22 protein-coding genes are annotated in these 21,860 nt (G+C 70.4%); 16 read left to right on the forward strand and 6 right to left on the reverse strand.

What is annotated here, in order from left to right; all coding sequences use genetic code 11:
* The first annotated feature begins 89 nt into the window (after positions 1-89).
* The 3 genes from OG496_RS44050 to OG496_RS44060 all read left to right on the forward strand — a co-directional run bounded on the left by OG496_RS44050 (position 90) and on the right by OG496_RS44060 (position 6,163).
* Complete coding sequence (locus OG496_RS44050) at positions 90-545, forward strand: hypothetical protein (protein WP_405974829.1); 456 nt, start codon at positions 90-92, stop codon at positions 543-545.
* 213 nt (positions 546-758) lie between these two features.
* On the forward strand, positions 759-5,282 hold the full coding sequence (locus OG496_RS44055) for an SNF2-related protein (protein ID WP_405974830.1): 4,524 nt from the start codon (positions 759-761) through the stop codon (positions 5,280-5,282).
* Positions 5,279-6,163, forward strand: a complete 885-nt coding sequence (locus tag OG496_RS44060; RefSeq protein WP_405974831.1) for a hypothetical protein — start codon at positions 5,279-5,281, stop codon at positions 6,161-6,163. Before OG496_RS44055 ends, OG496_RS44060 begins: the two co-directional genes overlap by 4 nt.
* A 128-nt stretch (positions 6,164-6,291) precedes the next feature.
* On the opposite strand, the gene OG496_RS44065 is transcribed toward OG496_RS44060, so the two are convergent.
* The 4 genes from OG496_RS44065 to OG496_RS44080 form a co-directional block, all read right to left on the reverse strand.
* Positions 6,292-6,705: a PIN domain-containing protein gene (locus tag OG496_RS44065; protein WP_405974832.1), complete on the reverse strand. Its 414-nt coding sequence runs from the start codon at positions 6,703-6,705 to the stop codon at positions 6,292-6,294.
* Positions 6,702-6,965, reverse strand: a complete 264-nt coding sequence (locus tag OG496_RS44070) for a CopG family transcriptional regulator (RefSeq protein ID WP_405974833.1) — start codon at positions 6,963-6,965, stop codon at positions 6,702-6,704. Before OG496_RS44070 ends, OG496_RS44065 begins: the two co-directional genes overlap by 4 nt.
* A gap of 198 nt (positions 6,966-7,163) precedes the next feature.
* A complete protein-coding gene (locus OG496_RS44075; protein ID WP_405974834.1) occupies positions 7,164-8,681 on the reverse strand; it encodes a hypothetical protein in 1,518 nt (505 codons plus the stop codon).
* Between the two features lie 198 nt (positions 8,682-8,879).
* Positions 8,880-9,899: a DNA-directed RNA polymerase subunit alpha gene (locus OG496_RS44080; RefSeq protein WP_405974835.1), complete on the reverse strand. Its 1,020-nt coding sequence runs from the start codon at positions 9,897-9,899 to the stop codon at positions 8,880-8,882.
* A gap of 335 nt (positions 9,900-10,234) precedes the next feature.
* Between OG496_RS44080 and OG496_RS44085 the strand changes: the two genes are divergently transcribed.
* The 7 genes from OG496_RS44085 to OG496_RS44115 all read left to right on the forward strand — a co-directional run bounded on the left by OG496_RS44085 (position 10,235) and on the right by OG496_RS44115 (position 14,339).
* Positions 10,235-10,474 carry a hypothetical protein gene (locus OG496_RS44085; RefSeq protein WP_405976896.1) on the forward strand — a complete coding sequence of 80 codons (240 nt, stop codon included), beginning with the start codon at positions 10,235-10,237 and terminating at the stop codon, positions 10,472-10,474.
* Positions 10,434-10,790, forward strand: coding sequence for a zinc ribbon domain-containing protein YjdM (locus OG496_RS44090; protein ID WP_405974836.1), 357 nt, complete (start codon positions 10,434-10,436; stop codon positions 10,788-10,790). Before OG496_RS44085 ends, OG496_RS44090 begins: the two co-directional genes overlap by 41 nt.
* Before the next feature lie 166 nt (positions 10,791-10,956).
* Positions 10,957-11,298, forward strand: a complete 342-nt coding sequence (locus tag OG496_RS44095) for an ArsR/SmtB family transcription factor (RefSeq protein WP_405974837.1) — start codon at positions 10,957-10,959, stop codon at positions 11,296-11,298.
* Complete coding sequence (locus OG496_RS44100) at positions 11,295-13,028, forward strand: SulP family inorganic anion transporter (RefSeq protein ID WP_405974838.1); 1,734 nt, start codon at positions 11,295-11,297, stop codon at positions 13,026-13,028. Before OG496_RS44095 ends, OG496_RS44100 begins: the two co-directional genes overlap by 4 nt.
* Entirely contained in the window at positions 13,025-13,435 is a 411-nt protein-coding gene (locus OG496_RS44105; RefSeq protein ID WP_405974839.1) for a pyridoxamine 5'-phosphate oxidase family protein, read from the forward strand. The genes OG496_RS44100 and OG496_RS44105 overlap by 4 nt, the downstream gene beginning before the upstream one ends.
* Positions 13,435-13,860 (forward strand): ATP-binding protein, encoded by a 426-nt coding sequence (locus OG496_RS44110; RefSeq protein ID WP_405974840.1) that lies wholly within the window; start codon positions 13,435-13,437, stop codon positions 13,858-13,860. The genes OG496_RS44105 and OG496_RS44110 overlap by 1 nt, the downstream gene beginning before the upstream one ends.
* Before the next feature lie 65 nt (positions 13,861-13,925).
* Positions 13,926-14,339, forward strand: a complete 414-nt coding sequence (locus OG496_RS44115) for an anti-sigma factor antagonist (protein ID WP_405974841.1) — start codon at positions 13,926-13,928, stop codon at positions 14,337-14,339.
* A 19-nt stretch (positions 14,340-14,358) separates the two neighbouring features.
* Here OG496_RS44115 and OG496_RS44120 read toward each other — a convergent pair whose 3' ends face one another.
* Positions 14,359-15,111: a 2-phosphosulfolactate phosphatase gene (locus OG496_RS44120; RefSeq protein ID WP_405974842.1), complete on the reverse strand. Its 753-nt coding sequence runs from the start codon at positions 15,109-15,111 to the stop codon at positions 14,359-14,361.
* A gap of 80 nt (positions 15,112-15,191) precedes the next feature.
* A complete protein-coding gene (locus OG496_RS44125) occupies positions 15,192-15,380 on the reverse strand; it encodes a hypothetical protein (protein ID WP_405974843.1) in 189 nt (62 codons plus the stop codon).
* A 216-nt stretch (positions 15,381-15,596) separates the two neighbouring features.
* Between OG496_RS44125 and OG496_RS44130 the strand changes: the two genes are divergently transcribed.
* The 6 genes from OG496_RS44130 to OG496_RS44155 all read left to right on the forward strand — a co-directional run bounded on the left by OG496_RS44130 (position 15,597) and on the right by OG496_RS44155 (position 21,857).
* Complete coding sequence (locus OG496_RS44130) at positions 15,597-15,947, forward strand: helix-turn-helix transcriptional regulator (RefSeq protein WP_093631627.1); 351 nt, start codon at positions 15,597-15,599, stop codon at positions 15,945-15,947.
* A gap of 152 nt (positions 15,948-16,099) precedes the next feature.
* The gene (locus OG496_RS44135) at positions 16,100-16,582 is read left to right on the forward strand and encodes an NADH-quinone oxidoreductase subunit B family protein (RefSeq protein WP_405974844.1); all 483 of its coding nucleotides are present in this window, start codon (positions 16,100-16,102) and stop codon (positions 16,580-16,582) included.
* Positions 16,579-18,612 carry a proton-conducting transporter membrane subunit gene (locus OG496_RS44140; RefSeq protein ID WP_405974845.1) on the forward strand — a complete coding sequence of 678 codons (2,034 nt, stop codon included), beginning with the start codon at positions 16,579-16,581 and terminating at the stop codon, positions 18,610-18,612. The genes OG496_RS44135 and OG496_RS44140 overlap by 4 nt, the downstream gene beginning before the upstream one ends.
* A gap of 10 nt (positions 18,613-18,622) precedes the next feature.
* Positions 18,623-19,579 (forward strand): respiratory chain complex I subunit 1 family protein, encoded by a 957-nt coding sequence (locus tag OG496_RS44145; RefSeq protein WP_405974846.1) that lies wholly within the window; start codon positions 18,623-18,625, stop codon positions 19,577-19,579.
* Positions 19,576-20,268: a hypothetical protein gene (locus OG496_RS44150; protein ID WP_405974847.1), complete on the forward strand. Its 693-nt coding sequence runs from the start codon at positions 19,576-19,578 to the stop codon at positions 20,266-20,268. Before OG496_RS44145 ends, OG496_RS44150 begins: the two co-directional genes overlap by 4 nt.
* The gene (locus OG496_RS44155) at positions 20,268-21,857 is read left to right on the forward strand and encodes a proton-conducting transporter membrane subunit (RefSeq protein WP_405974848.1); all 1,590 of its coding nucleotides are present in this window, start codon (positions 20,268-20,270) and stop codon (positions 21,855-21,857) included. Before OG496_RS44150 ends, OG496_RS44155 begins: the two co-directional genes overlap by 1 nt.
* The last annotated feature ends 3 nt before the right edge of the window (positions 21,858-21,860 follow it).

Genomic DNA, 21,860 nt, shown 5'->3' on the forward strand with positions numbered 1-21,860 from the left:
AGCCGGTCCTCGCTCGTGCGCGCAGCCCGAAGAGCGCAGTGGAGGCCGTTCTTGACGCCGCAGCAGCGTTGGGCCCCGCACCTGGGTACGTGAATGGCACGGACTACGCGGAATGGTCCGTCGAGGCGACACCGGATCTGCTGCGTGCGCTGGCAGACCTGGCTCATCACCACAAGGAGAACGAACTCGCCGACAACCTGCGCCGGTTCAGCGGTCCGATGTGCCTGGAGCCGCTGTACGAAGACCTGTCTGAGAACCGTTCTCCCCGTAGGTTCTGCGCGGAGATCGTCGAGCGTGAGGGGGAACCTTGTTCGGAACACAGCCCGGAGAACGCGGATGCTCTGGGCCGCTGCGTCTACCCCGACAGGACCAGGTTGTGCCGGGAGCCCCGTGTGGCTGGCAGGGACCGGTGCGCCGATCACTTGGAGGTGTGCCTCGTGGTCAAGCGCGACGGCGCGGTATGCGGGATGCGGCACTGCGGGGTGCCGAAGCACAAGCAGGTCACCGCGGCAGCGGCTGAGGGCCCGGCGGTGCTGTCGTCGTAGCGCTATGCAGGTGGAATCGCCGTCAAGCCGGGTTACGGGGCGCCCGCAGAAGGCGCCCCGTCAAGGCGTCGGTCTTGTACACACGTCCGGGTAGTTCACGACGCTGTCGCGTCGGGGTGACCACTCAGAGTGCACACGAACTGTAACCATCGGCTACTGCTTGTGATCGCCTCTCCGCTCTGGTGAGGTCCTGTGCTCTTGTGAAGGTTCGTCATGGCGACTCTCCCCTCCGCTCAGTCGGCCCGGGTGCCGCGCCCCTCGTCCGTCGCTCGGGTAGACCTCAGCTCCCTTGAGCCTTCGGTGGTCTCCCGGCTTCTTGAGAAGGCGCACGAGGCTCGGCACCTCCCTCCTGAACTGGCCGCCGAGGCGGCCGTCCGGGCCGGAAACGGCCGGCTGGGCGTGAAGGAGTTGCGTCTGCTCCTTCTGCGGTTCAAGGGATCTCGCCTCGCCGAGCAGGCGACGGCGTCGGCCTGGGCGGTGGTGAGGGCGAGGCCCGAGCTTGCGACGTCGGTGCTGCACTCCCATGCCCAGGACTGTGGTGTCCCGACCGCGCTGGTGGTCCGGGATCTGGGTACGGGTGGTCCTGGGCTGTTCGTCGTGCAGGCCGGTTGGCGTGGTCAGGTCCGGCAGTTCCACGGCGCCGCCGTCACCCGTGGGACGAAGAAGGCTGCGTTGCAAGGCGCAGTGGTGAGCCTTCTCGGCCACATGTCCGGCTGTGAACTGGTGGATCAGATCGGCTTCGCTGAGAAGGGCTGGCTGCCGGCGGCCCGGTTTTCGGGCGGTTCGGTCGTTACTGCCGCTGACCCGACTTTCGCGTCGCGATTGCTGCGCGCTCTCGCGCAGCCGGTCGTGGCCCCGGCCGTGGTGGCTGAGGTGGCCACCCGGATCGCTGCGGGTGCGCTGATCCCGCGCGATCTTCATGCCGTGCTCTTCGATGCCGCGTCGTCCTCCTGGAAGCCGGCCCGCAAGGCGGCGCTGTGCGCGGCTGCCGAGACGCCTGGGGCCGCGGTCGCTGTGCTGACGCTGTACCACTCCGTTCGGAATCAGCCTGTCCCGGAGTTCGAAGAGGAACAGAAGCCCGGAGGCGTGATTCTTTTCCGGTCTCGTGTCACGTACGTGACCGACGGTGAGAGGGCTACCGTGACCGGTCCGTGGCGCACCAACAAGCGCGACGCACGGGGCGTGGTCGCCCTGCGCGTGCTGGCCGATCTCGCCGACCTACCCGTCGAGGTACCTCCGCTGCGGCAGGCGCAGCCCCCCGCTGCGGCGACGAAGACGGCCTCTCCCGGCCCGCAGGACCGTCTCCTTGTGATGCAGGAGGGAGGTGTGATCAGCGAGCTGACCTTCAAGGAGCAACCGAGCATCACGGGGCTGGATCCTCTGTTCGTGTGCGTGGCCGCCTGTGTCAGCAATGGTCAGGTGCTCTCGGGTACCGGCCGTAGCGTGGGAAGGTCCGGCGCCCGCCTCGAAGCGGCGAAGCATCTGCTGAGCGAGTGGAAGCGGTCGATGGCGCCCGCGCTCCCTGTCTGGCGAGGGAAGGAAAACGTACCGGCCCTCAACGAGATGACCGCCCTCCAGGTGCTGAACCAGCTTAAGCAGAAGGGCCGGATTGCCAAGCTGGTCCTCGGCGAGCCCAGGCTCGAACCGGGGGCCGGGTATCTCGCGGCAATCACCTGCCAGGTCGCCGGGCAACAGCTGAGGGCGGAGGCGGCCGGGGCGGCGAAGCGGCCGGCTCAGCGCAACGCGGCGAAAGCCATGCTGGAGCTACTGGCCGCACCGCCTGGCACGGCACCCCAGGCCGCTCCGGCGGAGCCGGCGCCGGACATCCACGACGACCGTGTGCGGCACGGACCCGCCGGACCGGTCGCCACAACCGACGACATCACCGTGGCGGAAGCCTCTCTGGCAGCGCTGCTACGACAAGGCGCTGAACTCACCATCGACATCCACGGCGGGACCGCCCGGTTCCTGCTCTACAGCCCCGACGGGCTGCCGGTGCAGGGGACGCCCCATCGCCCGATCCGAGCCTGCACGGCCGCGCTGATCCTGCCGAGTATGGGAAGTGCGATCCAGCTGCAGCTTGTGGAGTGCTGGCACGTCCCGCTGCGGCTGCTGGCCAACGTGCTCGCTGCTGCGGACGAACAGGGGAAGGAGGCCCATTCGGTCCGCGTGTGGCGTCAGGCAATCCGTCTCGGGCTGGCTGTCGTGGCCGCCGGCCGCGTCTTCCCGCAGCTGGCAGACGACGGGACGGACGTGTGGCGGGCCGGTCCGCTGAGCGGCGAAGAGGAGGAATGGGTCGGGCGACTCGCCGATGCCCTGGTGCCGCCGGGGAACTGCGGCATGGTCGCGGACACGAAACCGCACCGGCTGTGGGCCCCACGGGTCGCGATTCTCGCCGGACTCGACGCAGTGGCCGAGGCGATGCTCCGCGGCCCGGGCACGCCGACCGTGCTCGGGCACGGGCCGTTCACCGGGGCGGTGCCCAGACAGCAACACACGCCCGCCCTCGTGCAGTGGGGCGACGACCTGCGGGATGCCACGACCGCCGAAGCGTTGGACCTGGTCCTGTCGGTCCGCGCTCCACAGAAGGGCAGCCCGGACGACACCGAACTGCTCTGGGCAGACCTCCGGCTGCGCATGCCGGATGCCACGACAGTCCATGAACGGAACTGGCGCCCTGCTGCGGACATCGCGTCCGACCCCAAGCTCGTGGCCCTCCTGCGCCGTCGGCTGCGTCACATCGCGGCCGAGTGGACACCCGCCGAACGGCTCCTGGAGCGCCCCGTCCCCGACACCTTCACTCTGCGGGCTGCCGAGGCCGTCCTGCTGAGAGGACGGACGGCTCAGCAGCTGGAGCGGGCAGGGCTGCGCGTGGAGTGGCACCACGGGTGGACGGACCGGCTGCGGACCCGCGCGATCCTGGAGCGCCGCCCGGCAGGGCCAGCCTCGGCAGCCCGCCCCCGCTTCGCCCTGGACGACGTCCTCGACGGACGCTGGCAGCTGTCGGTGGCCGGCACCGACCTGTCCGACAGCGAGATGGACGACCTCGCGAAGACCCCTGTGCCGCTGGCGAAGATCCGCGACCACTGGGTGCTCGTCGACGGGGAGGCAGCCCAGCGTGCAGGAGGCCGCGTGATGCCGCCCGTAGCCGCCGACCAGGCGCTGCGGGCCTCCCTGACCGGGCAGATCAGCATCGAGGGCAACACCTTCGACTGCGAGCCGGCCGGAGACCTCGCCGAACTCGTGCAGTTCCTGCGCGACGGCTCCCGCAGCACCCCGGTGAACTCACCCCACGCGCTGTCGGCCACCATGCGCGACTACCAGAAGCTCGGCCTCACGTGGCTGGCGAACACCACCGACGCCGGCTTCGGAGCCCTCCTCGCCGACGACATGGGACTCGGCAAGTCCCTGACCGCCCTCGCCCTCCACCTGCACCGCCGCGAGGGCACGCGTCGCCCCGCCGGCCCCTCCCTCATCGTCTGCCCCGCTTCCATGCTGATCAGCTGGGAACGCGAGGTACAGCGGTTCGCCCCCACGGTACCCACCGCCCGCTACCACGGCCCCGACCGCACCCTGGACGGAACGACGGCCCATACCGTGGTGATCACGACCTACGAGACCGTCCGCCGCGACATCGACATCCTGGCCGCGCACCCCTTCGACCTCGTCATCGCCGACGAAGCACAGCTGATCAAGAACCACCGGACAGCCACGGCCACCGCCATGCGCCGCATCCAGTCCCAGATCCGCATCGCCCTGACCGGGACCCCCGTCGAGAACAGCCTCACCGATGCCTGGTCCCTGATGGACTGGCTCAACCCCGGGCTGTTCGGAGCCCTGAGGACCTTCCGGGACCAGTTCGGCAGGCCGATCGAGGAGAACATCACCGACACCGAGCTGACCAACCGACTGTCCAGCCTCCTCAAAGCCTTCATGCTCCGCCGGCGCAAGAGCGACCCTGGAGTCCTGCCCGAGCTCCCGCCCAAGGTCCACAGCCCCAGGATCGTCGCGCTCACGCCCGAGCAGGCCGCCCTCTACCAGCACGTCGCCGACGAAACCCTCCGAGAGATCCGCTCCGCCGAAGGCATTGCGCGCAAGGGCCTCCTGCTCAAGCTCTTCGACCAGTTGCAGAAGATCTGCAACTCGCCCGAGCACTTCCTGAACGAACCACTCGACGACTCCTACGACCCCGAACGGGCCGCCGCCCGCTCAGGCAAGCTGGCCGCCCTCGACGACCTCCTACCCGTGCTCCGCGACCCAGACGAATCGTGCCTGATCTTCACCCGCTACCGGGCGATGGCCCACCGACTCGTCCATCACCTCCAGAGCCACAACATCAGCCCGCTCTACCTCAGCGGTGACATCTCCGCAGGCCGCGACCGGCAGCGCATCATCGACACTTTCCAGAACCACCCCGGACAGACCATGGTCATCACCGTCAAGGCCGGCGGAACCGGCCTCACACTCACCCAGGCCAGCCACGTCATCCTCTTCGACCGCCCCTGGAACCCGGCCAAGGAGAGCCAGGCCATCGACCGCGCACACCGCCTCGGCCAGACCCGAACCGTCACCGTCCGCCAGCTCACCACCGAGAACACCCTGGAAGACCGGGTCGACGAACTCCTCCGCCACAAACGCGCCCTGGCCGACACCATCCTCACCAGCGACAGCTCCGCCCTCAGCGAACTCACCGACGATGAAATCTGCGAGCTGATCGCCCTAGGAGCCCGACGATGAACCACGCCAGCCCGTGGGCCGACAGCTTCGGCGCCGCCGCCCGCTTGGCCATCGCCGACCAGGAAACCCTCGTCGCCGGCCGCGCAGACCTGGACGACCGAATCATCGAACGTCTCTGGATCTCACCAGGACGCATCTCCGGCATCGTGACCGCACGCAACAGCGGCGCGGAACTCCGCACAGCCATCACACTGCCGGTCCTCACCGCCGATCAGGTGGCCGCCGTCCGCACCGCATCGCCCCAGTGCGAGCACCATGAAGCTGACGACAATGCACTGCCCGAGTGCCTTGCCGACCCCGCACACGTCGGCGGCGTGACCGTGCTCCCCGACCCCGGCGAACTCCGTTTCATCTGCACCTGCCCGACGACATCACCCTGCCGGCATGCAGCCGCCCTGGCCTACGCACTCACCGACCGCCTCCATAACCACCCGGAAGACTTCGCTGTTCTGCGCGGTCTGCGCCAGCCCAAGCACCCAGCACAAGACCTCCCCACGGCGGGCGCGCACACTCACACAGGCCCGAAGAACCGGCTCTCGGCACACCACACGTGGGCCTGGTACAGGGAATGCCCCGACCTGCCTCCTATCCCCCACTACTCGCCCTCCCTGTCCGAGGAACCACCCGGCCCCCCGGCCTGGGCCCCGCCGCCCCTTCCCGCACCCACGACCGAGCACCTGCACGCTCTCGTCAACGATGCCGCGGCCCAGGCCAGGGATTTCCTCCGCATCGGAGTTCCGCTCGAATGCGCCTGGGATGAGGACGCCGTCCGTCTCTCCTCCCGCATTCCACACACCTGTATCCCGGACATCGCAGACCGCCTCGGTCTCGACATCGCGGACCTCCGCAACCGAATCGCCGCAGGCCGCACCTCGGCATAGCGGCAGAACATGATCTGAACCGGGGCTCGGGATGGAGGCCAGCACTCGTCCACCTGCTTCAGGATTCTCCATCGACGAGCGCCTGCCAGATCTGAGGCGGAAGTGAGACGGGGGTTCTGCGGACAGGGTCAGATCTTGATCACGGTGGCCCGTTCGCCGCACAGCACCGTCAGGTCCTCGGGATCCGAGGTGAGGATCGTGACAGGTCCGGGTGCAGCGAGGGCGGTGGCGCTGAGCATGGCGTCGATGGCGTACTTGTGGCCGTGCAGGCCAGCGTCGGCGAGAAGGGCGGCGGCGTGGCGGGCGAGAGGCTCGGTCACCGGTTCTACGACGAGGCGGGAGAGGGTCCACTCCAGCGCGGAGCGGTTGATCCGCGGGTGGACGACTTCCACCAGGGTGGCCGCGGAGGTGATCACCCGTAGATCGTCGGCGCGCGCGAGGGCGAGCCAAGCGGTGACGGTGCGGTCGCGGAGAACGGCCTTGGCCAGTCCCTCGCTGTCCAGCACCAGGGTGCCGCCGGGGACGGCGGGGGAGCGGCTCACGCGGCGTTCGCTCCGCCCGCCGCCTGGTTGTCGCGGGCCTGGTGGAGTTGGTCACGCAGGGCCTGGATCTCGTCGTCCGTGACGGGACCGTGCTCGGCCTCGGCGACCTGGATGAGCTCGTTGAGGTTGTCGCGCTCGATCTGGCGGGCCACGGCCGCGGCGACGTAGGCGGACAGGCCGGAGGGGCCGCTGCGGGCCTTGGCGGCCTCGGCGATGTCGCGCGGCATGGTGATCGAGTACTTGCCGGTAGGCTCACTCATGCTACCTATCCTACCGCTCATCCTCCCGGTTGGCGTGTGCGGAACTCGGGCCGCTCAGACGCGGCTGGGCGGGTACTGACCGGTGGTGCCCCGTCCTCGCAGGGGTCCCTGGATGAACCGGTGCAACGGCCGGGCCCAGCCGCATTCGCTGCCGCGCGCAGAGCAGCCGCCGAGGCACGGGGACCCGCGACACATGGACTACGCCGCGTCCAAGGCCGGCAGTCGGCCGCTGGCCCAGGGATAGGAGGCCCACCCCTGGACGAGTACCGGGTTGAGGGAGTGCTCGTGCCCGGTCAGGCATTCGTTGAGTGCCCAGGTGGAGCGTTGAGGGTCGGCCGCCCGCTCCAGGAGCAGCGAGCTGGGTGTGGTGTCGGACAGGGTCACCAGGCGTTCGACTTCGTGGGCTGCGACGACCGCGGTCGGGATATCGGCGGTGGGCAGGTCGAGGTGGGGCAGGTTGGCGTTGGCGACGGGGAACGGTTCAAGGGTGACGATCAGTGCCTGGCGTGGACGGTCGGTCGGAATGCCGGCGAATGCCGGATGGCGCTGGTCGATCTGAGCCGAGGTGGCGTTGACCTGGCGGTAGGCGCGGGCCAGTTTGTTGTCGGTCTCGGCGACTCCGAGTTCCAGACCGAGCCGGGCGTTCTCGGTCGGCATCATGGACTTGACCTCCACGAGCAGCACGAGGTCGTCGAAGACAACGATCCAGTCGACGCTCTGCAGTTCGTTCCGCTTCACCCGGTACGTGATCTCCGAGATGACATCGGCGTCCGGTATCAGGCGGAGTTGTCGGCCGACGTACTCCTCGAAGAGGTAGCCGGTCTCCTGCAGGAAGTCGGGACCGAAGTGCTCGCGTCCTGTGTGGTAGATGCCGGACGGGGTCGCTTTGCGCCAGACCAACTGGGGGGAAGGGCACAGCAGGCCGGGCCCGAAGCCGGTGACCGCGGGCCGGCCGAGCAGCGGACTATATGTGAAGCGCCGCAACTGGGCCGCGTTGCCGCCGACCACCCTCGCCAGGTTCTGCGTGGTCTGCTTCTCGATCGCTTTGACGGAGGCCACGTCGGTGGCGAAGTGCCGTTCGACGACCCGCAGTACCGTGTCCCGGCTGACCGTGCGGCTGAACTTCTCGCCGTCCGGGCTGTCGAAGATTGCGGGATCGAAACGCCCGGCGTTGAACAGCGCACATCCCCACAGCAGCTGAGCGGTGCCCACGTAGTCGGGCAGCGAGCAGCCGAATACCTCGGTGTCCCAGCCGGGGACCATGCAGCGGGGTTGCCGGCGTGCGGGAAACGGTGTGTGCAGATACAGCGCCGCGGTACGGGCGAGAGCGGCGAACTCCGGGGCCTGGAAGGCCATCTGCTCGCCGCCCAGGCGCATCATGAAGTCCCTCAGGCGGACCGGGTCCTCGTCGGTGCCGTGCAGGGTCGGTTCCTTCAGGCTGGAGTACGCGGCCAAGATCTCCAGCAGGTCGCGTTCGGTGGCGTCGGAGCGCAGATGCTCGGTGCCGTAGGCCAGGCTGACGCGGGCCGCGTCAGCCAGCGCCCAGGGTGTGTACTTCAGTGAGGGGCTTTTCAGCCACGGGTGTGGCCGCTCGGGCGTGCTGTAGCGTGCCGCCGACGCAGCGATCAGAGGCAGCAGCGAGCTGGGACGGTGCCGCCGAATGCGCTGGCGGTACTCGGCCTCCGCCACCAGCCGGTCATACAGGTACGCAGCCATCCCGCCATGATCCTCGCCACGAAGACATTGTTCGAGGGGTTTCTCCTGAGCCGGTGCGGAACGTGTTTTGCGGTACTCCGGCCGTGTCTGCGCGGTTGGGCGCGGGCGCGGCCGAAGTAGCCCAGCGCGCGGGCAACAACGTGGAGGTCCACTTGTCCCGGCACGCAAGGTGTCGCTATGCCTGGCGCGGTGTCGTGTTCAGTATTGCTCGGTCTCCACGAAGCCCGCGTCCACGTCGTCGGCGCCGAAACTGTCGGCGGCGGCGGTCGGGTTGAATCCGGGCGGGGCGTCCTTGAGGCCGAGGCCCATGCCGGCCAGCTTCTCCTTGACCTCGTCGATGGACTTCGCACCGAAGTTGCGGATGTCCATCAGGTCGGCCTCGGAACGCGCCAGGAGCTCGCCCACGGAGTGGATGCCCTCGCGCTTGAGGCAGTTGTACGACCGGACGGTGAGCTCGAGCTCCTCGATCGGCAGGGCGAGATCAGCGGCGAGGGCGGCGTCCGTCGGGGACGGGCCCATGTCGATGCCCTCGGCGTCGATGTTCAGCTCCCGGGCGAGACCGAACAGCTCGACCAGGGTCTTGCCCGCGGACGCCATGGCGTCGCGCGGCCGCATGGCCTGCTTCGTCTCGACGTCGACGATGAGCTTGTCGAAGTCGGTCCGCTGCTCGACACGCGTGGCCTCGACCTTGTACGTGACCTTCAGCACCGGGCTGTAGATGGAGTCGACCGGGATACGGCCGATCTCCTGGCCCACCTGCTTGTTCTGCACGGCGGAGACGTAACCGCGGCCACGCTCGACCGTGAGCTCCATCTCCAGCTTGCCCTTGCCGTTGAGCGTGGCGAGGACGAGGTCGGGGTTGTGCACCTCGACACCGGCCGGGGGCGCGATGTCGGCGGCGGTGACCAGACCCGGACCCTGCTTGCGCAGGTACATCACGACCGGCTCGTCCTGCTCACTGCTGACGACGAGCTGCTTGATGTTGAGGATCAGGTCGGTGACGTCCTCCTTGACGCCCGGCACGGTGGTGAACTCGTGCAGCACTCCGTCGATACGGATGGACGTGACGGCCGCACCCGGGATCGAGGAGAGGAGCGTACGGCGCAGGGAGTTGCCAAGGGTGTAGCCGAAGCCCGGCTCCAGCGGCTCGATGACGAACCGGGAACGGAACTCGTCGACGACCTCTTCGGTCAGGGACGGACGCTGAGCGATCAGCACGGGGTGTTGCCTCCAGTGGTTTGGCGCCCGCTATATGGCGCCGTAGACACCACGAAGGGTACGGGCGCATCGGCCTCAGAAGAGGCCCAGCCGCCGACTCCAACCCAGCGAGGAGACTTCGGGCCTCCCATCCGCCCGCCGCCCCCACGCGTTTCTGCTTTGCCCGCGTCCAGCTTTCGGGTACGCAGGACGACCGGGCGGGCACGCATGCCCGGTCATGGCCGCGTCGTGTTGCACGCGGCCAACAGCGTCCCTTCCACACTCGTGCTCTCCGGGCCAGGCCGTTGCCACCCGATACGCCCACCGCATGTCGCAACGTCTTTACCGCCCGGCGCATGCACATCGAACTCGACCGGGACATCGACCGGGAGACGGTTCCGGCCCGCTTCGTCGCCCGGCTGCTCCACGAGTCCTGCACCCCGTCTCAGATCGAAGTACGCCTGCTTCTCTCCTCAACGGACGTCCCCGCAGTGGCCGTATCCGTACGCTGGATGATGGGATCGTCCGAGGCGCGGGGCCGGATACGCTGGCGAGGTGATCGAGAATCTTCCTCCCTGTCCGAAGTGCTTGTGTGAGTACACCTACGAGATGAACGCCTTGGTGGTGTGCCCGGAGTGCGGCCATGAGTGGGTGCCCACCGAGGGCGGCTCGGACTCCGGTGCTCCTGCGGAGCGGGTGGTGAAAGATGCCGTCGGTAATGTGTTGCAGGACGGCGACTCCGTGGTCGTGGTGAAGGCACTCAAGGTCAAGGGGAGTCCCTCGGGAATCAAGGCCGGCACGAAGGTGCGCGGTATCCGGCTGGTCGACGGGGTCGACGGCCATGACATCGACTGCAAGATCGACGGTTTCGGGGCGATGCAGCTCAAGTCGAGTGTGGTCAAGAAGGGCTGACCCGCTCACCCCCCCCAGTTGCCGGGGATGATCCGGTAGTAGTCGAATGCTGAATTGCAAAATTTCGCAATTGGCTAGATGCTGTGTTGGTTGTGTCTGCAGGTAGCCGCTGGCGCAGCCTTCACTTGCCTCCCGGGTGGGGCGCTGTCGGGGAAGCCGAGGAGTCGTGTCCGTTCCGCTGTATCAGGCCAAGGCCGAGTTCTTCCGGATGCTGGGGCATCCCGTACGGATCCGGGTGCTGGAGTTGCTGCAGGACGGGCCACTGCCGGTACGAGACCTGCTGGCCGCGATCGAGGTGGAGCCCTCCAGCCTCTCCCAGCAGCTGGCCGTGCTGCGCCGCTCCGGGATCGTCACCTCGACGCGGGAGGGGGCCACGGTCGTCTACGAGCTGGCCGGCGGCGACGTGGCTGACCTGATGGGAGCCGCGCGCCGGATCCTGACCGAGATGCTCTCCGGCCGGAACGAACTGCTCGCCGAACTGCGGGAAGCCCAGGTCGCCACGCGATGACGTCCGCTCTCACCCGGATCCGAGGCCGGATCGTCGAACTGCTGCCCGGCCGGAGGGACTGGGCCGAGGTGCGCCGTGACCCGCGCCGGGATCTCCTGGCCGGCCTCACGGTGGCGGTCGTCGCGTTGCCGCTCGCGCTCGGTTTCGGTGTTTCCTCCGGGCTGGGCGCGGAGGCGGGGCTGGCGACCGCGGTTATCGCCGGTGCCCTCGCCGCGGTGTTCGGCGGTTCGAATCTTCAGGTCTCCGGGCCGACGGGTGCGATGACGGTGGTGCTGGTGCCGATCGTCGCCGCGCACGGGCCGTCCGGGGTACTCACGGTGGGGCTGATGGCGGGCGTGATGCTCGTCGCGCTCGCCCTGCTAAGGGCCGGGAAGTACATGCAGTACGTGCCCGCGCCCGTCGTCGAGGGGTTCACCCTGGGCATCGCCTGCGTGATCGGTCTGCAGCAGGTCCCCAACGCCCTGGGGGTGCCCAAGCCGGAGGGCGATCGCGTACTTGTCGTGACCTGGCGCGCGCTGGAGGCGTTCGCGGAGGATCCGAACTGGACCGCCGTCGCCTTCGCGGTGGCGGTCGCCGGCATGATGCTGATCGGCGCCCGCCTGCGACCCACCGTCCCGTTCTCCATCCTCGCGGTGATCGCGGCCACTGTCGTGGCGCAGGCCGCGGGCCTGGACGCTGCTACGCCGATCGGCGATCTGCCGTATGGGCTCCCGGCTCCTTCACTGTCCTTCCTCGACCTCGGGTCGCTGGGTTCCCTGCTGGCTCCGGCGGTGGCGGTCGCGGCGCTGGCGGCTTTGGAGTCGCTGCTGTCGGCGTCGGTCGCCGACGGCATGACGGTAGGTCAGAAATACGATCCGGACCGGGAGTTGTTCGGCCAGGGGCTGGCCAACATCGCCGCCCCGCTGTTCGGCGGGGTGCCGGCGACCGGCGCGATCGCGCGCACGGCCGTCAACGTCCGTACCGGCGCCGGGTCCCGGCTGGCGGCCCTCACCCACGCCGCGGTCCTCGCGGTGATCGTGTTCGCGGCTGCGCCCCTGGTCTCGAAGATCCCGCTCGCCGCGCTGGCCGGTGTGCTGCTCGCCACCGCGATCCGCATGGTCGAGGTCGGCTCGCTGCGGGCGATGGCGAAGGCCACCCGCTCCGATGCGCTGATCCTGGTGCTGACCGCTGTCGCGACCCTCGCTCTGGATCTTGTGTACGCCGTGGTGCTCGGCCTGGTGGTCGCGGGCGCGCTCGCCCTGCGCGCGGTGGCCAAGCAGGCCCGACTGGATCAGGTGCCGCTCGATCGGGGCGACCACAGCGCCGAGGAGCATGCGCTGCTGGCCGAGCACATCGTCGCCTACCGCATCGACGGCCCGCTGTTCTTCGCCGGCGCCCACCGCTTCCTGCTGGAGCTGGCCGAGGTCGCCGATGTACGGGTCGTCATCCTGCGCATGTCCCGGGTGACCACCATCGACGCCACCGGTGCCCTGGTCCTCAAGGACGCGGTCGCCAAGCTGAACCGTCGCGGCATCGTCGTCATGACGTCTGGGATACGCCCCGGCCAGCGCCAGGTCCTGGACTCGGTCGGCGCGCTGGAGCTGCTGCGCCTGGAGGGGCGCGAGTACGTCACCACGCCCGAGGCGATCCAGGGCGCGCGCACCTATCTGGAGTGCGCCGGTGTCATGCCGCCGCTGCCCGCCCAGACGTCCCGGCCGATCAGCGAGGGAACAGAGGAAACCGTCGGATGAGCACTGAGCCCGCATCGCTGCGCATGGTCGAGGTCTCCGGCACCGAGGCCCTGTGGCTGCTGGAGGGCAGTGAGCTGGGGCGGTTGGTGTATCCGCAGCGGGAGGTGACCGTCATCCGGCCTGGCCGGCACATCTGGGAGTACGGCCGCCTGGTGGTGCGCGCTCCGGTGCAGGCGGCAGCCATCCCGCTGACGGCGACGTATCACGTGGACGAGGTCCGGGCGGCGAGTGCCACCGGCTGGACGGTGACGGTGGCCGGGCCCGCCGAGGTGATCATCGATCCGAACGAGGCCGGCCACTACCGCCGTACGCTCACCGGCTGGAAGTACGGCCCCCACGACACGATCGTCCGTATCCATCCCCAGAGGGTCTGCGGCTTCCGGCTGGTCCGCGGGACGGCGAGTTGATGTCCACGCGGCTCGAAGCCCTGCCCCACCGGCACGTGCTCACCCTGCCCACCGAGCCGTCCGCCGTCCGGCTGTCGCGGCAGACCGCCGAGCGGGCGCTGACCGAGTGGGGGATCAGCCTGCGCCACCCCGCGGTCGACCCGGCCCTGCTGATACTCGGCGAGCTGGTCACCAACAGTGTCCGGCACGCCGCCAAGCTGTCCCCGCAGGTGACGGTGATCTACGCGGCGGGTACGGACTGTCTGGCCTTCGCCGTGCACGACCGCCACCCCTACCAGCCGCCGCTGTACGCGTCGCTCACCGACGCCGGGACGGGAGGTCTGGCCACCGTCATGGAACTCACCCTCGGCCTGTCCGGCACGGCGGTCGTGCGGGGCGATGCCGACGGCAGGGGCAAGAGCATCTGGATCACCCTCCCCCTCTGATCTCTCCCCTTCTGAGCTCTCCCGCTCTGACTCAACAGGCCGACTGCACAAGGAAGTTGACGACCATGACCATCGAGTGGCGCTACACCGTCGAGCAGGACCTCGGCATCCTGTCCGTGTCCGGATACCTGGGCCCGGACGCCGTTCGCCGCTTCGAGGGTGCCGTCGGCTGGGCGGTGGGACGCGGGAGCGGCCCGGTCGTCGTCGACCTGACGGAGCTGCGTGCCTGGTCGGCCGAGGGGCAACTGGCGATCACCGAGGCCGCGCGCCGTCTCGCCGCAGCGGGCCGCAGCCTGGAACTGGCCGCGATCCCCGCCGACGGCTCCCTTGCCCCCGACGGGGACTGCCCGCCCATCCCCGTGCACGCCGACCTGGCCGACGCGCTCGCCGCGCACAGCGCACGGCACGGCGAGCCGCCCACGGGCCGCCACGAGTGGCGGACGACGGGCTGGGCGAACGGAGACGACGCCGGCGAGTGAACCGCCGGGTTCACCGGGTTCAGCCGGGGGCGAAGGCGCCGTCGCTGTCCCGTACGGGGACGACGGTGCAGGTGTCCTCCTCCGTGGCGATGGCCACGTCCTCGACGAAGCCCGTCGCGGCCAGCTCGCGGCCGGAGGCACAGGATGCGACTGCGCGAGTGAGATCGGCGGTGCCCTCGTAGGCCGCTTTCGCGGCGGCAGCTTCCGTGGACAGCGATCCCGCGCCCTGGGCCTGCAGGTCGCAGATGAGGGCACCGGCACCGAGCAGGTCCTCCAGAGCGGGGCGCATGCTTCCGTCCGGCCATCGCTCGCCGGCGGCGATCACGGCGACCGGATGCCGGGGCGTGCCGTGGCCGTGGGCGGTGAGCCAGCTGCCGACCGCGGTGATGTTGCGCAGGCAGGCCGCGACCACCCGCACCTGCGGCCGTGCCGCCGCGGCGATGGCCGCGCCGTTGGGGGACGGCAGCACCAGGCGCGCGACGAACGGGGCGCGGCGCAGGTGAGCAGGGGAGAGGGACCAGGGACTGTCGGGGGTGTGACGGCATGGCGGGCGACGGCCAGCCGCGCGCCCGACTGTCGGGCATAGACGGTGGCGGCCTCCTCTGCCGCAGCCCGCTCGACCGGGGCGGCATGGCCGTCCGGCAGCCAGAACGGCAGCACCTGGATGCCCGCCTCGACAGCGACGCTCACCGCCGTGGTGAAGGACAGCACGTCGACGATGACCACACAGGCGGCCTCCCCGGCGAGGCGGCCCGCTCCGGCCGGCCCCCACTCGAAGCGGATCCCATTTCCAGACTGGCCGGCCCAGTCACCCATGCCCCACTCCCTTGTGGTCCGCTTGCCGTGCGCGGGTCAGCTCCGGTCGTCGCCGCCCGGCGTGGAGGAGGTGGGCCGACCGCCGAAGGACAGCCGCATCATGTGGGCGTGCCCGCACCGGGGGCAGGCGCCATCTACGCCGACGGCCCTGGGGCGGCACTTCAGGCGGCAGGCCGGGCACTTGTACCAGGAGACCCCGGGGCCGCGCAGCGGAATGATTCTCACGCAAGCCTCCCTCACATGACCTATGGAGTTGCTAATCTTAGCAATTGTTGAGGTCGGCACTGCTGTTTTCGGGTGGCCCGGTTTCTGGTGTGCGGATTCGGTGTGGCCACTGCCGCAGGCGAGGATGGGCCGCATGTGTGTGACGAGTGGGTGGATGCGATGGGCCGAGGACGGTCCGGTCCGGCCGTGCTGCTGCGCGCGGGAGGCGACGGGACGATGAGTACGCCGCTGTACCAACTGAAGGCCGAGTTCTTCAAGACGCTCGGCCATCCGGCCCGCATCCGGGTGCTGGAACTGCTGAGCGAGCGCGAGCACGCGGTGGCCGAGATGCTGCCCGAGGTGGGCATCGAGGCCGCCCACCTGTCCCAGCAGCTCGCGGTGCTACGGCGGGCGAACCTGGTGGTGACCCGCAAGGAGGGCTCCACCGTGTACTACTCACTGACCAGCCCGGACATCGCCGAGCTGCTCAGGGTCGCCCGCACCATCCTGTCCGGCGTGCTCGCCGGGCAGGCCGAACTCCTCGCCGACCTGCAGGCCGCCCAGGCGCAGGCGAAGCCGCCGTCGTAGCGACGGCCCCCCAAACGGCGGCCGCCTCCCGAGAGTTGACAGTGCTCTCTGGTACCGGGAGGCGGTCGCTTCACCTCCGAGCGACGTCACTCCATCCGCGGGCATCCTGTTGGACACCCGCCAACCAGTCCTCACCGTGTCAGGGAGGGTTCATGGGCCTGCTGCGCAAGATCCGCGACACCGGGCGGGTGGCCGAGCCCGCCCCGCCCAGGCCGGAGGGCGAACCGCTCCCCGCGGCCAGGGAGTTCGGCGGCTCGGTGCAGGTGCGGTGCGTGGACGCGGGCTCGTGCAACGGCTGCGAGATCGAGATCGCGGGCGCCTTCAACCCGGTCTACGACGCCGAGCGCTACGGCGCCCGCCTGGTGGCCTCGCCCCGGCACGCCGACGTGGCCCTGGTGACCGGACCGGTGACCCGGAACATGGCCGAGCCGCTGCGCCGCACGGTCGCCGCGATGCCAGAGCCGCGCTTGGTGGTCGCGGTCGGCGACTGCGCGATCAACTGCGGTGAGTTCGCGGGCGGTTACGGCGTCGAGGGCGCGGTCTCCGATGTCGTACCGGTGGATCTTCAGGTTCCCGGCTGCCCTCCGGAGCCGGGTGAGATCGTGGCGGCGCTGCGGAGAGTGACCGGGCGGTGAGTGTGATTCCGGCCGCCCTTGTGACGGCCACCGGACTGGGCGGCGCGGGCGCGCTGGCCGGAGTTGTGCTGCCGTATCGGCTGCGCGTTCCTGTCGTTGGAGCCCTGACGGCTGGTGTGGGGGTGGGCGGTTGTGCGGCGGGTGTGGCTGCACTGGGCGGAAGCAGCTGGGCAGCCACGTTCCCGGAGGTGTTGCCGCTGGCCGGGATGCATCTGGCGGTGGATGCGCTGGCGGGTCTGTTCATGGCGGTGGCCGGGGCGGTCGTAGTGGCGGTCGCGGTGTACAGCATTGGGTACGCGGCGGGGCACGGCGCGTACGGGCTGGGCTCGCGTACCGCGCAGGCGGTGCTGCCGCTGTTCGCGCTCACTCTGGTGCTGGTGCCCGTGGCGGCTTCGGTGTCCACGTTCCTGGTGCTGTGGGAGCTGATGGCGCTCGCGTCGCTGCTGCTGGTGCTGGCCGAGCACCGGGAGCGGGCCTCGGTGCGGCCGGCGGGCGTCTGGTACGCGGTGATGACCCACCTCGGCCTCGTGCTGCTGCTGGCCGGATTCGCCCTCTTCGCCGCGCAGGTGGGCGGTGAGTCCTTCACCGCGCTGCGGGCGGGTGCGGGTGCCGTGTCACCGACGGTGCGTGGGCTGGTGTTCGTGCTGACCGCCCTGGCGTTCACGTCGAAGGCGGGTGCGGTGCCGTTGCACGCCTGGCTGCCGCGCGCGCATCCCGAAGCGCCCAGCCCCGTCTCGGCGTTGATGAGCGCCGCCATGGTCAACCTCGGCGTCTACGGCCTGGTTCGCACCGGCCTCGATCTGCTGGGCGGCGGCCCAGCGTGGTGGTGGCTGGGGCTGATGGCGATGGGCGGCGTCAGCGCGGTGTACGGGATCCTGCAGGCGGCGATGGCCTCCGATCTGAAGCGGCTGCTGGCCTATTCGACGAGTGAGAACATGGGTCTGGTCCTGATCGGGGTCGGGGCGTCCGGGCTGTTCGCCGCCTACGGCGACCGCCCGCTGGCCGCACTGGCGCTCGCTGCCGCCCTTCTGCACATGGTCAACCATGCTGCGTTCAAGGCCCTGTTGTTCTGCGCGGCCGGATCGGTCCTGCGGGCCACCGGCCTGCGGGACCTGGACCGGCTGGGCGGGCTGCGGGCACGCATGCCGGCCACCGCCGGACTGTTCGCGCTCGCCGCGCTCGGCGCCGTGGCGCTGCCGCCGGGCAACGGGTTCATCAGTGAGTGGCTGCTGCTGCAGTCCCTCATCCACGGGCTCCGGGTGCCGGGCGTCGCCGTGGCCGTCGTGCTGCCGCTGTCCGTCGCGCTGATCGCGCTGTCGGCCGGGATCGCCGCGGCTGCCTTCGTCAAGGCGCTGGGCGTGGGCTTCTTCGCCCGCCCCCGGAGCGAAGAAGCCGCGGGGGCGAGGGAGGCGCCGACACTCATGCTCGTCGGGATGGCTCTGCTCGCCATCGCGTGCGCGGCGCTGGCGCTGGTGCCGGGGCTGCTGGGCGACGGCCTGGACCGGGCGGTGGGCGCGGTCGGGCTGCCGGGCGGTGGAGCCGTGTCGGGCGGCGGACTGAAGGTGCGGATCGTCGGCGTGTCCGCGTCGCTGGCGCCGCTGTGGGTGGTCGCCGCCCTGACCGCCGCATTCATGCTGGCCGTCGGGTTGCCTAGGCTGTACGGGCGCCGTCGGCGGCGTACGAACGCCCGGCTGTGGGACTGCGGTGGCGGGGCGCCGACCCCGCGCATGGCCTATACGGCGACCTCGTTCGCCGAACCCTTGCAGCGGGTCTTCGACGACGTCCTCGCACCCGAGCAGGACGTCGACGTCACGCCGGTGCGCGAGTCGGCGTACCTGGTGGAGCGGGTGCGCTTCCAGCGCCGGGTGCCCGACCGGATCGAACACCGGCTGTACGAGCCGCTGTTGCGCTCTCTCGCCGGTACCGGGCAGGCGGCGCGGCGGCTGGCTGGCGGCAGCGTGCACCTCTATCTCGGCTACGGCTTCGTCGGCCTGGTCGTGCTGCTGTTGATTCTGGCGGTGGGCTGGTGAGAGCGAGCAAATGAGCGCTGTCGGATACGTGGCCGTGGCCGGCCAGATTGTCGTGGTCGGCGCGGGGGCTCCGCTGCTGACCGGGTGGATGCGGCAGGTGCGCGCCCGCCTGGAAGGTCGCGCCGGGGCCGGCGTGCTGCAGCCCTGGCGGGACGTGCGCAAGTTGCTGCGCAAGGAACCGATCACCCCCGTCGGGACCGGGCCCGCCTTCCGCGCGGCGCCTGCCCTGCTGGTCGCCACCACGGTGGTGGCTGCCGCGCTCGTTCCGCTGCTGTCCACCGACACCCCGGTGAGCGGGCACGCGGACCTGATCCTGGTGGTGGCGCTGATCGCGCTGGGCACCCTGGCCCTCGCACTGGCCGGGCTGGACACCGGCACCGCGTTCGGCGGGATGGGCGCCTCCCGGGAGATGACGGTGGCCGCGCTGGTGGAGCCGACCATCCTGCTCTCGGTGTTCGCGCTGTCGATACCGGCGGGGACGACCAACATCCCGGCCATCGTCTCCGGCGCCGTCCACGAACCGGCCCGGCTCACCTCCCCGGCGGGCCTGCTGGCCACGGCCGCCCTCGCGGTCGCGGTGCTCGCCGAGACCGGCCGGATCCCGGTCGACAACCCCTCCACCCACCTCGAACTCACCATGATCCACGAGGCGATGGTGCTGGAGTACGCGGGCCCGGACCTGGCGCTGGTCGAACTCGGTGCCCAGATGCGGCTCACCCTGCTGCTCGGCCTGCTGTCCTCCCTGTTCGTGCCCTGGGGCATCGCCACCAGCGCGTCGTGGACGGCCCTCGCGGTGGCGATGGTGGGGTTCGCGGCGAAGGTCTGCCTGCTGGGCGCGGTACTGGCGGCGGCCGAGGTGTTCTGGGCCAAGATCCGGCTGTTCCGGGTGCCCGAACTGCTCGCCGGTTCCTTCCTGCTGGCGCTGCTCGCGGTGACCGCCTCGTACTTCCTGAACGGAGCGTCATGAGCGACGGCCTCTACACCCAGCTCCTCGACCTGGCCTGCGGCGCCTTCCTGCTGGCGGCGGTGTTGGTGCTGTGGCGACGCGAACTCGCCGCGATCGTCCGGGTGTTCGCCCTGCAGGGCGTTGCGCTGGCCGCGATCGCCGTGCTGCTCGGCGCGCACGAGAAACGGTGGGACCTGGTTGCCGTAGGGATCGGTATCGGCGTGCTCAGGGCGGGCGTCCTTCCGCATCTGGTGCGCCGGGTCCTGGCCGCACTCACCGAGGACCAGCGGGGCTACGGCGACGCCGGAGCGGAGAGCCGGGAGACCCAGCCCCTGGTCAACGTCGCCGCCTCACTGATGGCCGCGGCCCTGCTGACCCTGCTCGCCTACGCGGTCGCCCGCCCCCTGACCGAGCTGAACCCGACCCCGGCCACCCGCGCCCTGCCCATGGGCCTGGCCGTCGTGCTGATCGGCTTCTTCGTCCTGGTGACCCGCCGGCGGGCGCTGGCCCAAGTGGTCGGCTTCCTGCTGCTGGACAACGGCATCACCGCCACCGCGTTCCTGACCACCTCCGGGGTGCCACTGATCGTCGAACTCGGCGTCTCCTTCGACGTACTGCTGGTGGTGCTGGTGCTGCAGATCCTCACCACCCGCGTGCGGGAGGCGTTCGGTAGCACCGACATCGACGACCTGCGGGAGCTGCACGACTGATGAGCCCCACTGCTTCCGCGCTGCTCCTCACCGCGCCCGCCGCCGTGCCGCTGGCGGTCGCCGGCGCGTACGCCCTGGCCGGACTGCGTACCCGCCGGCCGACCGCCGCCGTACTGCCCCGAGCCCGCCGGCCGGAGACAGCCGCGAGGGTGCCCGTCCTGGTGACTGAGAGGCCCGAGCCCGACAAAACGCCGACGAGGCATTGGACGGCCTGGGCCGGTCTTGTCTCGCCTGCCGTGATCCTCATGTGCGGAAGCCTGCTCGCGGCGGCCGTCGTCGACGGCGGCCCGCGGACGGCGTACTCCGGCCTCCTGCGCGCGGACGGGCTGACCGCCTGGATGTTGCTGGTGGTCGGCGCCGTCGCGTTGATCGCCTGCGGCTCGGCCTCCTCCTACCTGGCGGGCGAGCGGGCCGCCGGGCGGGCGAACGGCAGGACTGCCTGGCGCTACCACGTCCTCGTCCAGGCGTTCCTCGCCGCCATGTGCCTGGCCGTGGTGACCGCCAACCTCGGCGTGCTCTGGGTGGCGGTCGAAGCCACCACCATCGTCACCGCCTTCCTCGTCGGCCACCGCCGCACCCGCACCTCGGTGGAGGCGGCCTGGAAGTACGTGGTGATCTGCTCGACCGGGATCGCGCTCGCCTTCCTGGGCACCGTGCTGATCTACTACGCGGCCCGCCAGGCCGGCATCCCGGAGGCGTGGGCGCTGGACTGGCCCACCCTCGTCGCCCACGCCCACCGCCTCGACCCGGCCGTCACCCGGCTCGGCATCACACTGATCGTCCTCGGCTTCGGCGCCAAGGCCGGCCTGATCCCCCTGCACTCCTGGCTCCCCGACGCCCACAGCCAGGCCCCGGCGCCGGTCTCCGCGCTCATGTCCGGGGTGCTGCTGTCGGTGGCCTTCGCCGCGATCCTGCGCTACCGGGTCATCGCCGACGCCGCCCTGGGCCCGGACTTCACCCGCGTCCTGCTCGCCTCGATCGCCCTGCTCACCCTCGCTCTCGCGGCCGGCCTGCTGCTCGCACAGCGCGACTACAAACGCATGCTGGCCTACTCCAGCATGGAACACATGAGCCTGATCGCCCTGGCCACGGCGATCGGCAGCCCGCTCGCCCTGTCCGCCGCACTGCTGCACATCGCCGGACACGGGCTCGCCAAGTCCGTCGCCTTCTGCGCCTCCGGCCGCATCCTGCAGCTGACCGGCACCACGCGGATCGGCCGGGTCCGCGGCCTGCTCGCCCAAGTCCCCTCCACAGCAGGGGCGTTCGGGCTCGCTGTGGTGGCGCTGACGGGCTTCCCACCTTTCAGCCTCTTCGCCTCCGAACTGGGCATCGCCAGGGCCGGCTTCGCCGCAGGGGCAGGACTGGGCTGGGCCACGGCCACCGCCCTGCTGCTCGTGCTCCTCGCCTTCGCCGCGCTCGCCCTCCGGACCGCCCGGATGCTGCTGGGGCCGGGAACACCGGCCGAGGAAAGCCCTTCCGCTCTGTGGCCCCTGGCCCTGGGCCTCGGCGCCTGCGCGGCGCTGGGCATCGCCACCGGCCCGCTCACCGACCTGCTGCACACCGCGGCCCAGGCGATCGGAGGCCACTGAGCG

The organism is Streptomyces sp. NBC_00988 (genome assembly GCF_045162645.1).
Classification (GTDB): domain Bacteria; phylum Actinomycetota; class Actinomycetes; order Streptomycetales; family Streptomycetaceae; genus Streptomyces.

What these genes read in the sequence shown, in the direction of transcription:
- OG496_RS44130 (WP_093631627.1), top strand. Translation starts at nt 15,597, where the DNA reads ATGAGTACGCCGCTGTACCAACTGAAGGCCGAGTTCTTCAAGACGCTC.
- OG496_RS44055 (WP_405974830.1), top strand. Translation starts at nt 759, where the DNA reads ATGGCGACTCTCCCCTCCGCTCAGTCGGCCCGGGTGCCGCGCCCCTCG.
- OG496_RS44070 (WP_405974833.1), bottom strand. Translation starts at nt 6,965, where the DNA reads ATGAGTGAGCCTACCGGCAAGTACTCGATCACCATGCCGCGCGACATC.
- OG496_RS44145 (WP_405974846.1), top strand. Translation starts at nt 18,623, where the DNA reads ATGAGCGCTGTCGGATACGTGGCCGTGGCCGGCCAGATTGTCGTGGTC.
- OG496_RS44105 (WP_405974839.1), top strand. Translation starts at nt 13,025, where the DNA reads ATGAGCACTGAGCCCGCATCGCTGCGCATGGTCGAGGTCTCCGGCACC.
- OG496_RS44155 (WP_405974848.1), top strand. Translation starts at nt 20,268, where the DNA reads ATGAGCCCCACTGCTTCCGCGCTGCTCCTCACCGCGCCCGCCGCCGTG.
- OG496_RS44110 (WP_405974840.1), top strand. Translation starts at nt 13,435, where the DNA reads ATGTCCACGCGGCTCGAAGCCCTGCCCCACCGGCACGTGCTCACCCTG.
- OG496_RS44060 (WP_405974831.1), top strand. Translation starts at nt 5,279, where the DNA reads ATGAACCACGCCAGCCCGTGGGCCGACAGCTTCGGCGCCGCCGCCCGC.
- OG496_RS44075 (WP_405974834.1), bottom strand. Translation starts at nt 8,681, where the DNA reads ATGGCTGCGTACCTGTATGACCGGCTGGTGGCGGAGGCCGAGTACCGC.
- OG496_RS44100 (WP_405974838.1), top strand. Translation starts at nt 11,295, where the DNA reads ATGACGTCCGCTCTCACCCGGATCCGAGGCCGGATCGTCGAACTGCTG.
- OG496_RS44115 (WP_405974841.1), top strand. Translation starts at nt 13,926, where the DNA reads ATGACCATCGAGTGGCGCTACACCGTCGAGCAGGACCTCGGCATCCTG.
- OG496_RS44135 (WP_405974844.1), top strand. Translation starts at nt 16,100, where the DNA reads ATGGGCCTGCTGCGCAAGATCCGCGACACCGGGCGGGTGGCCGAGCCC.
- OG496_RS44150 (WP_405974847.1), top strand. Translation starts at nt 19,576, where the DNA reads ATGAGCGACGGCCTCTACACCCAGCTCCTCGACCTGGCCTGCGGCGCC.
- OG496_RS44085 (WP_405976896.1), top strand. Translation starts at nt 10,235, where the DNA reads ATGCACATCGAACTCGACCGGGACATCGACCGGGAGACGGTTCCGGCC.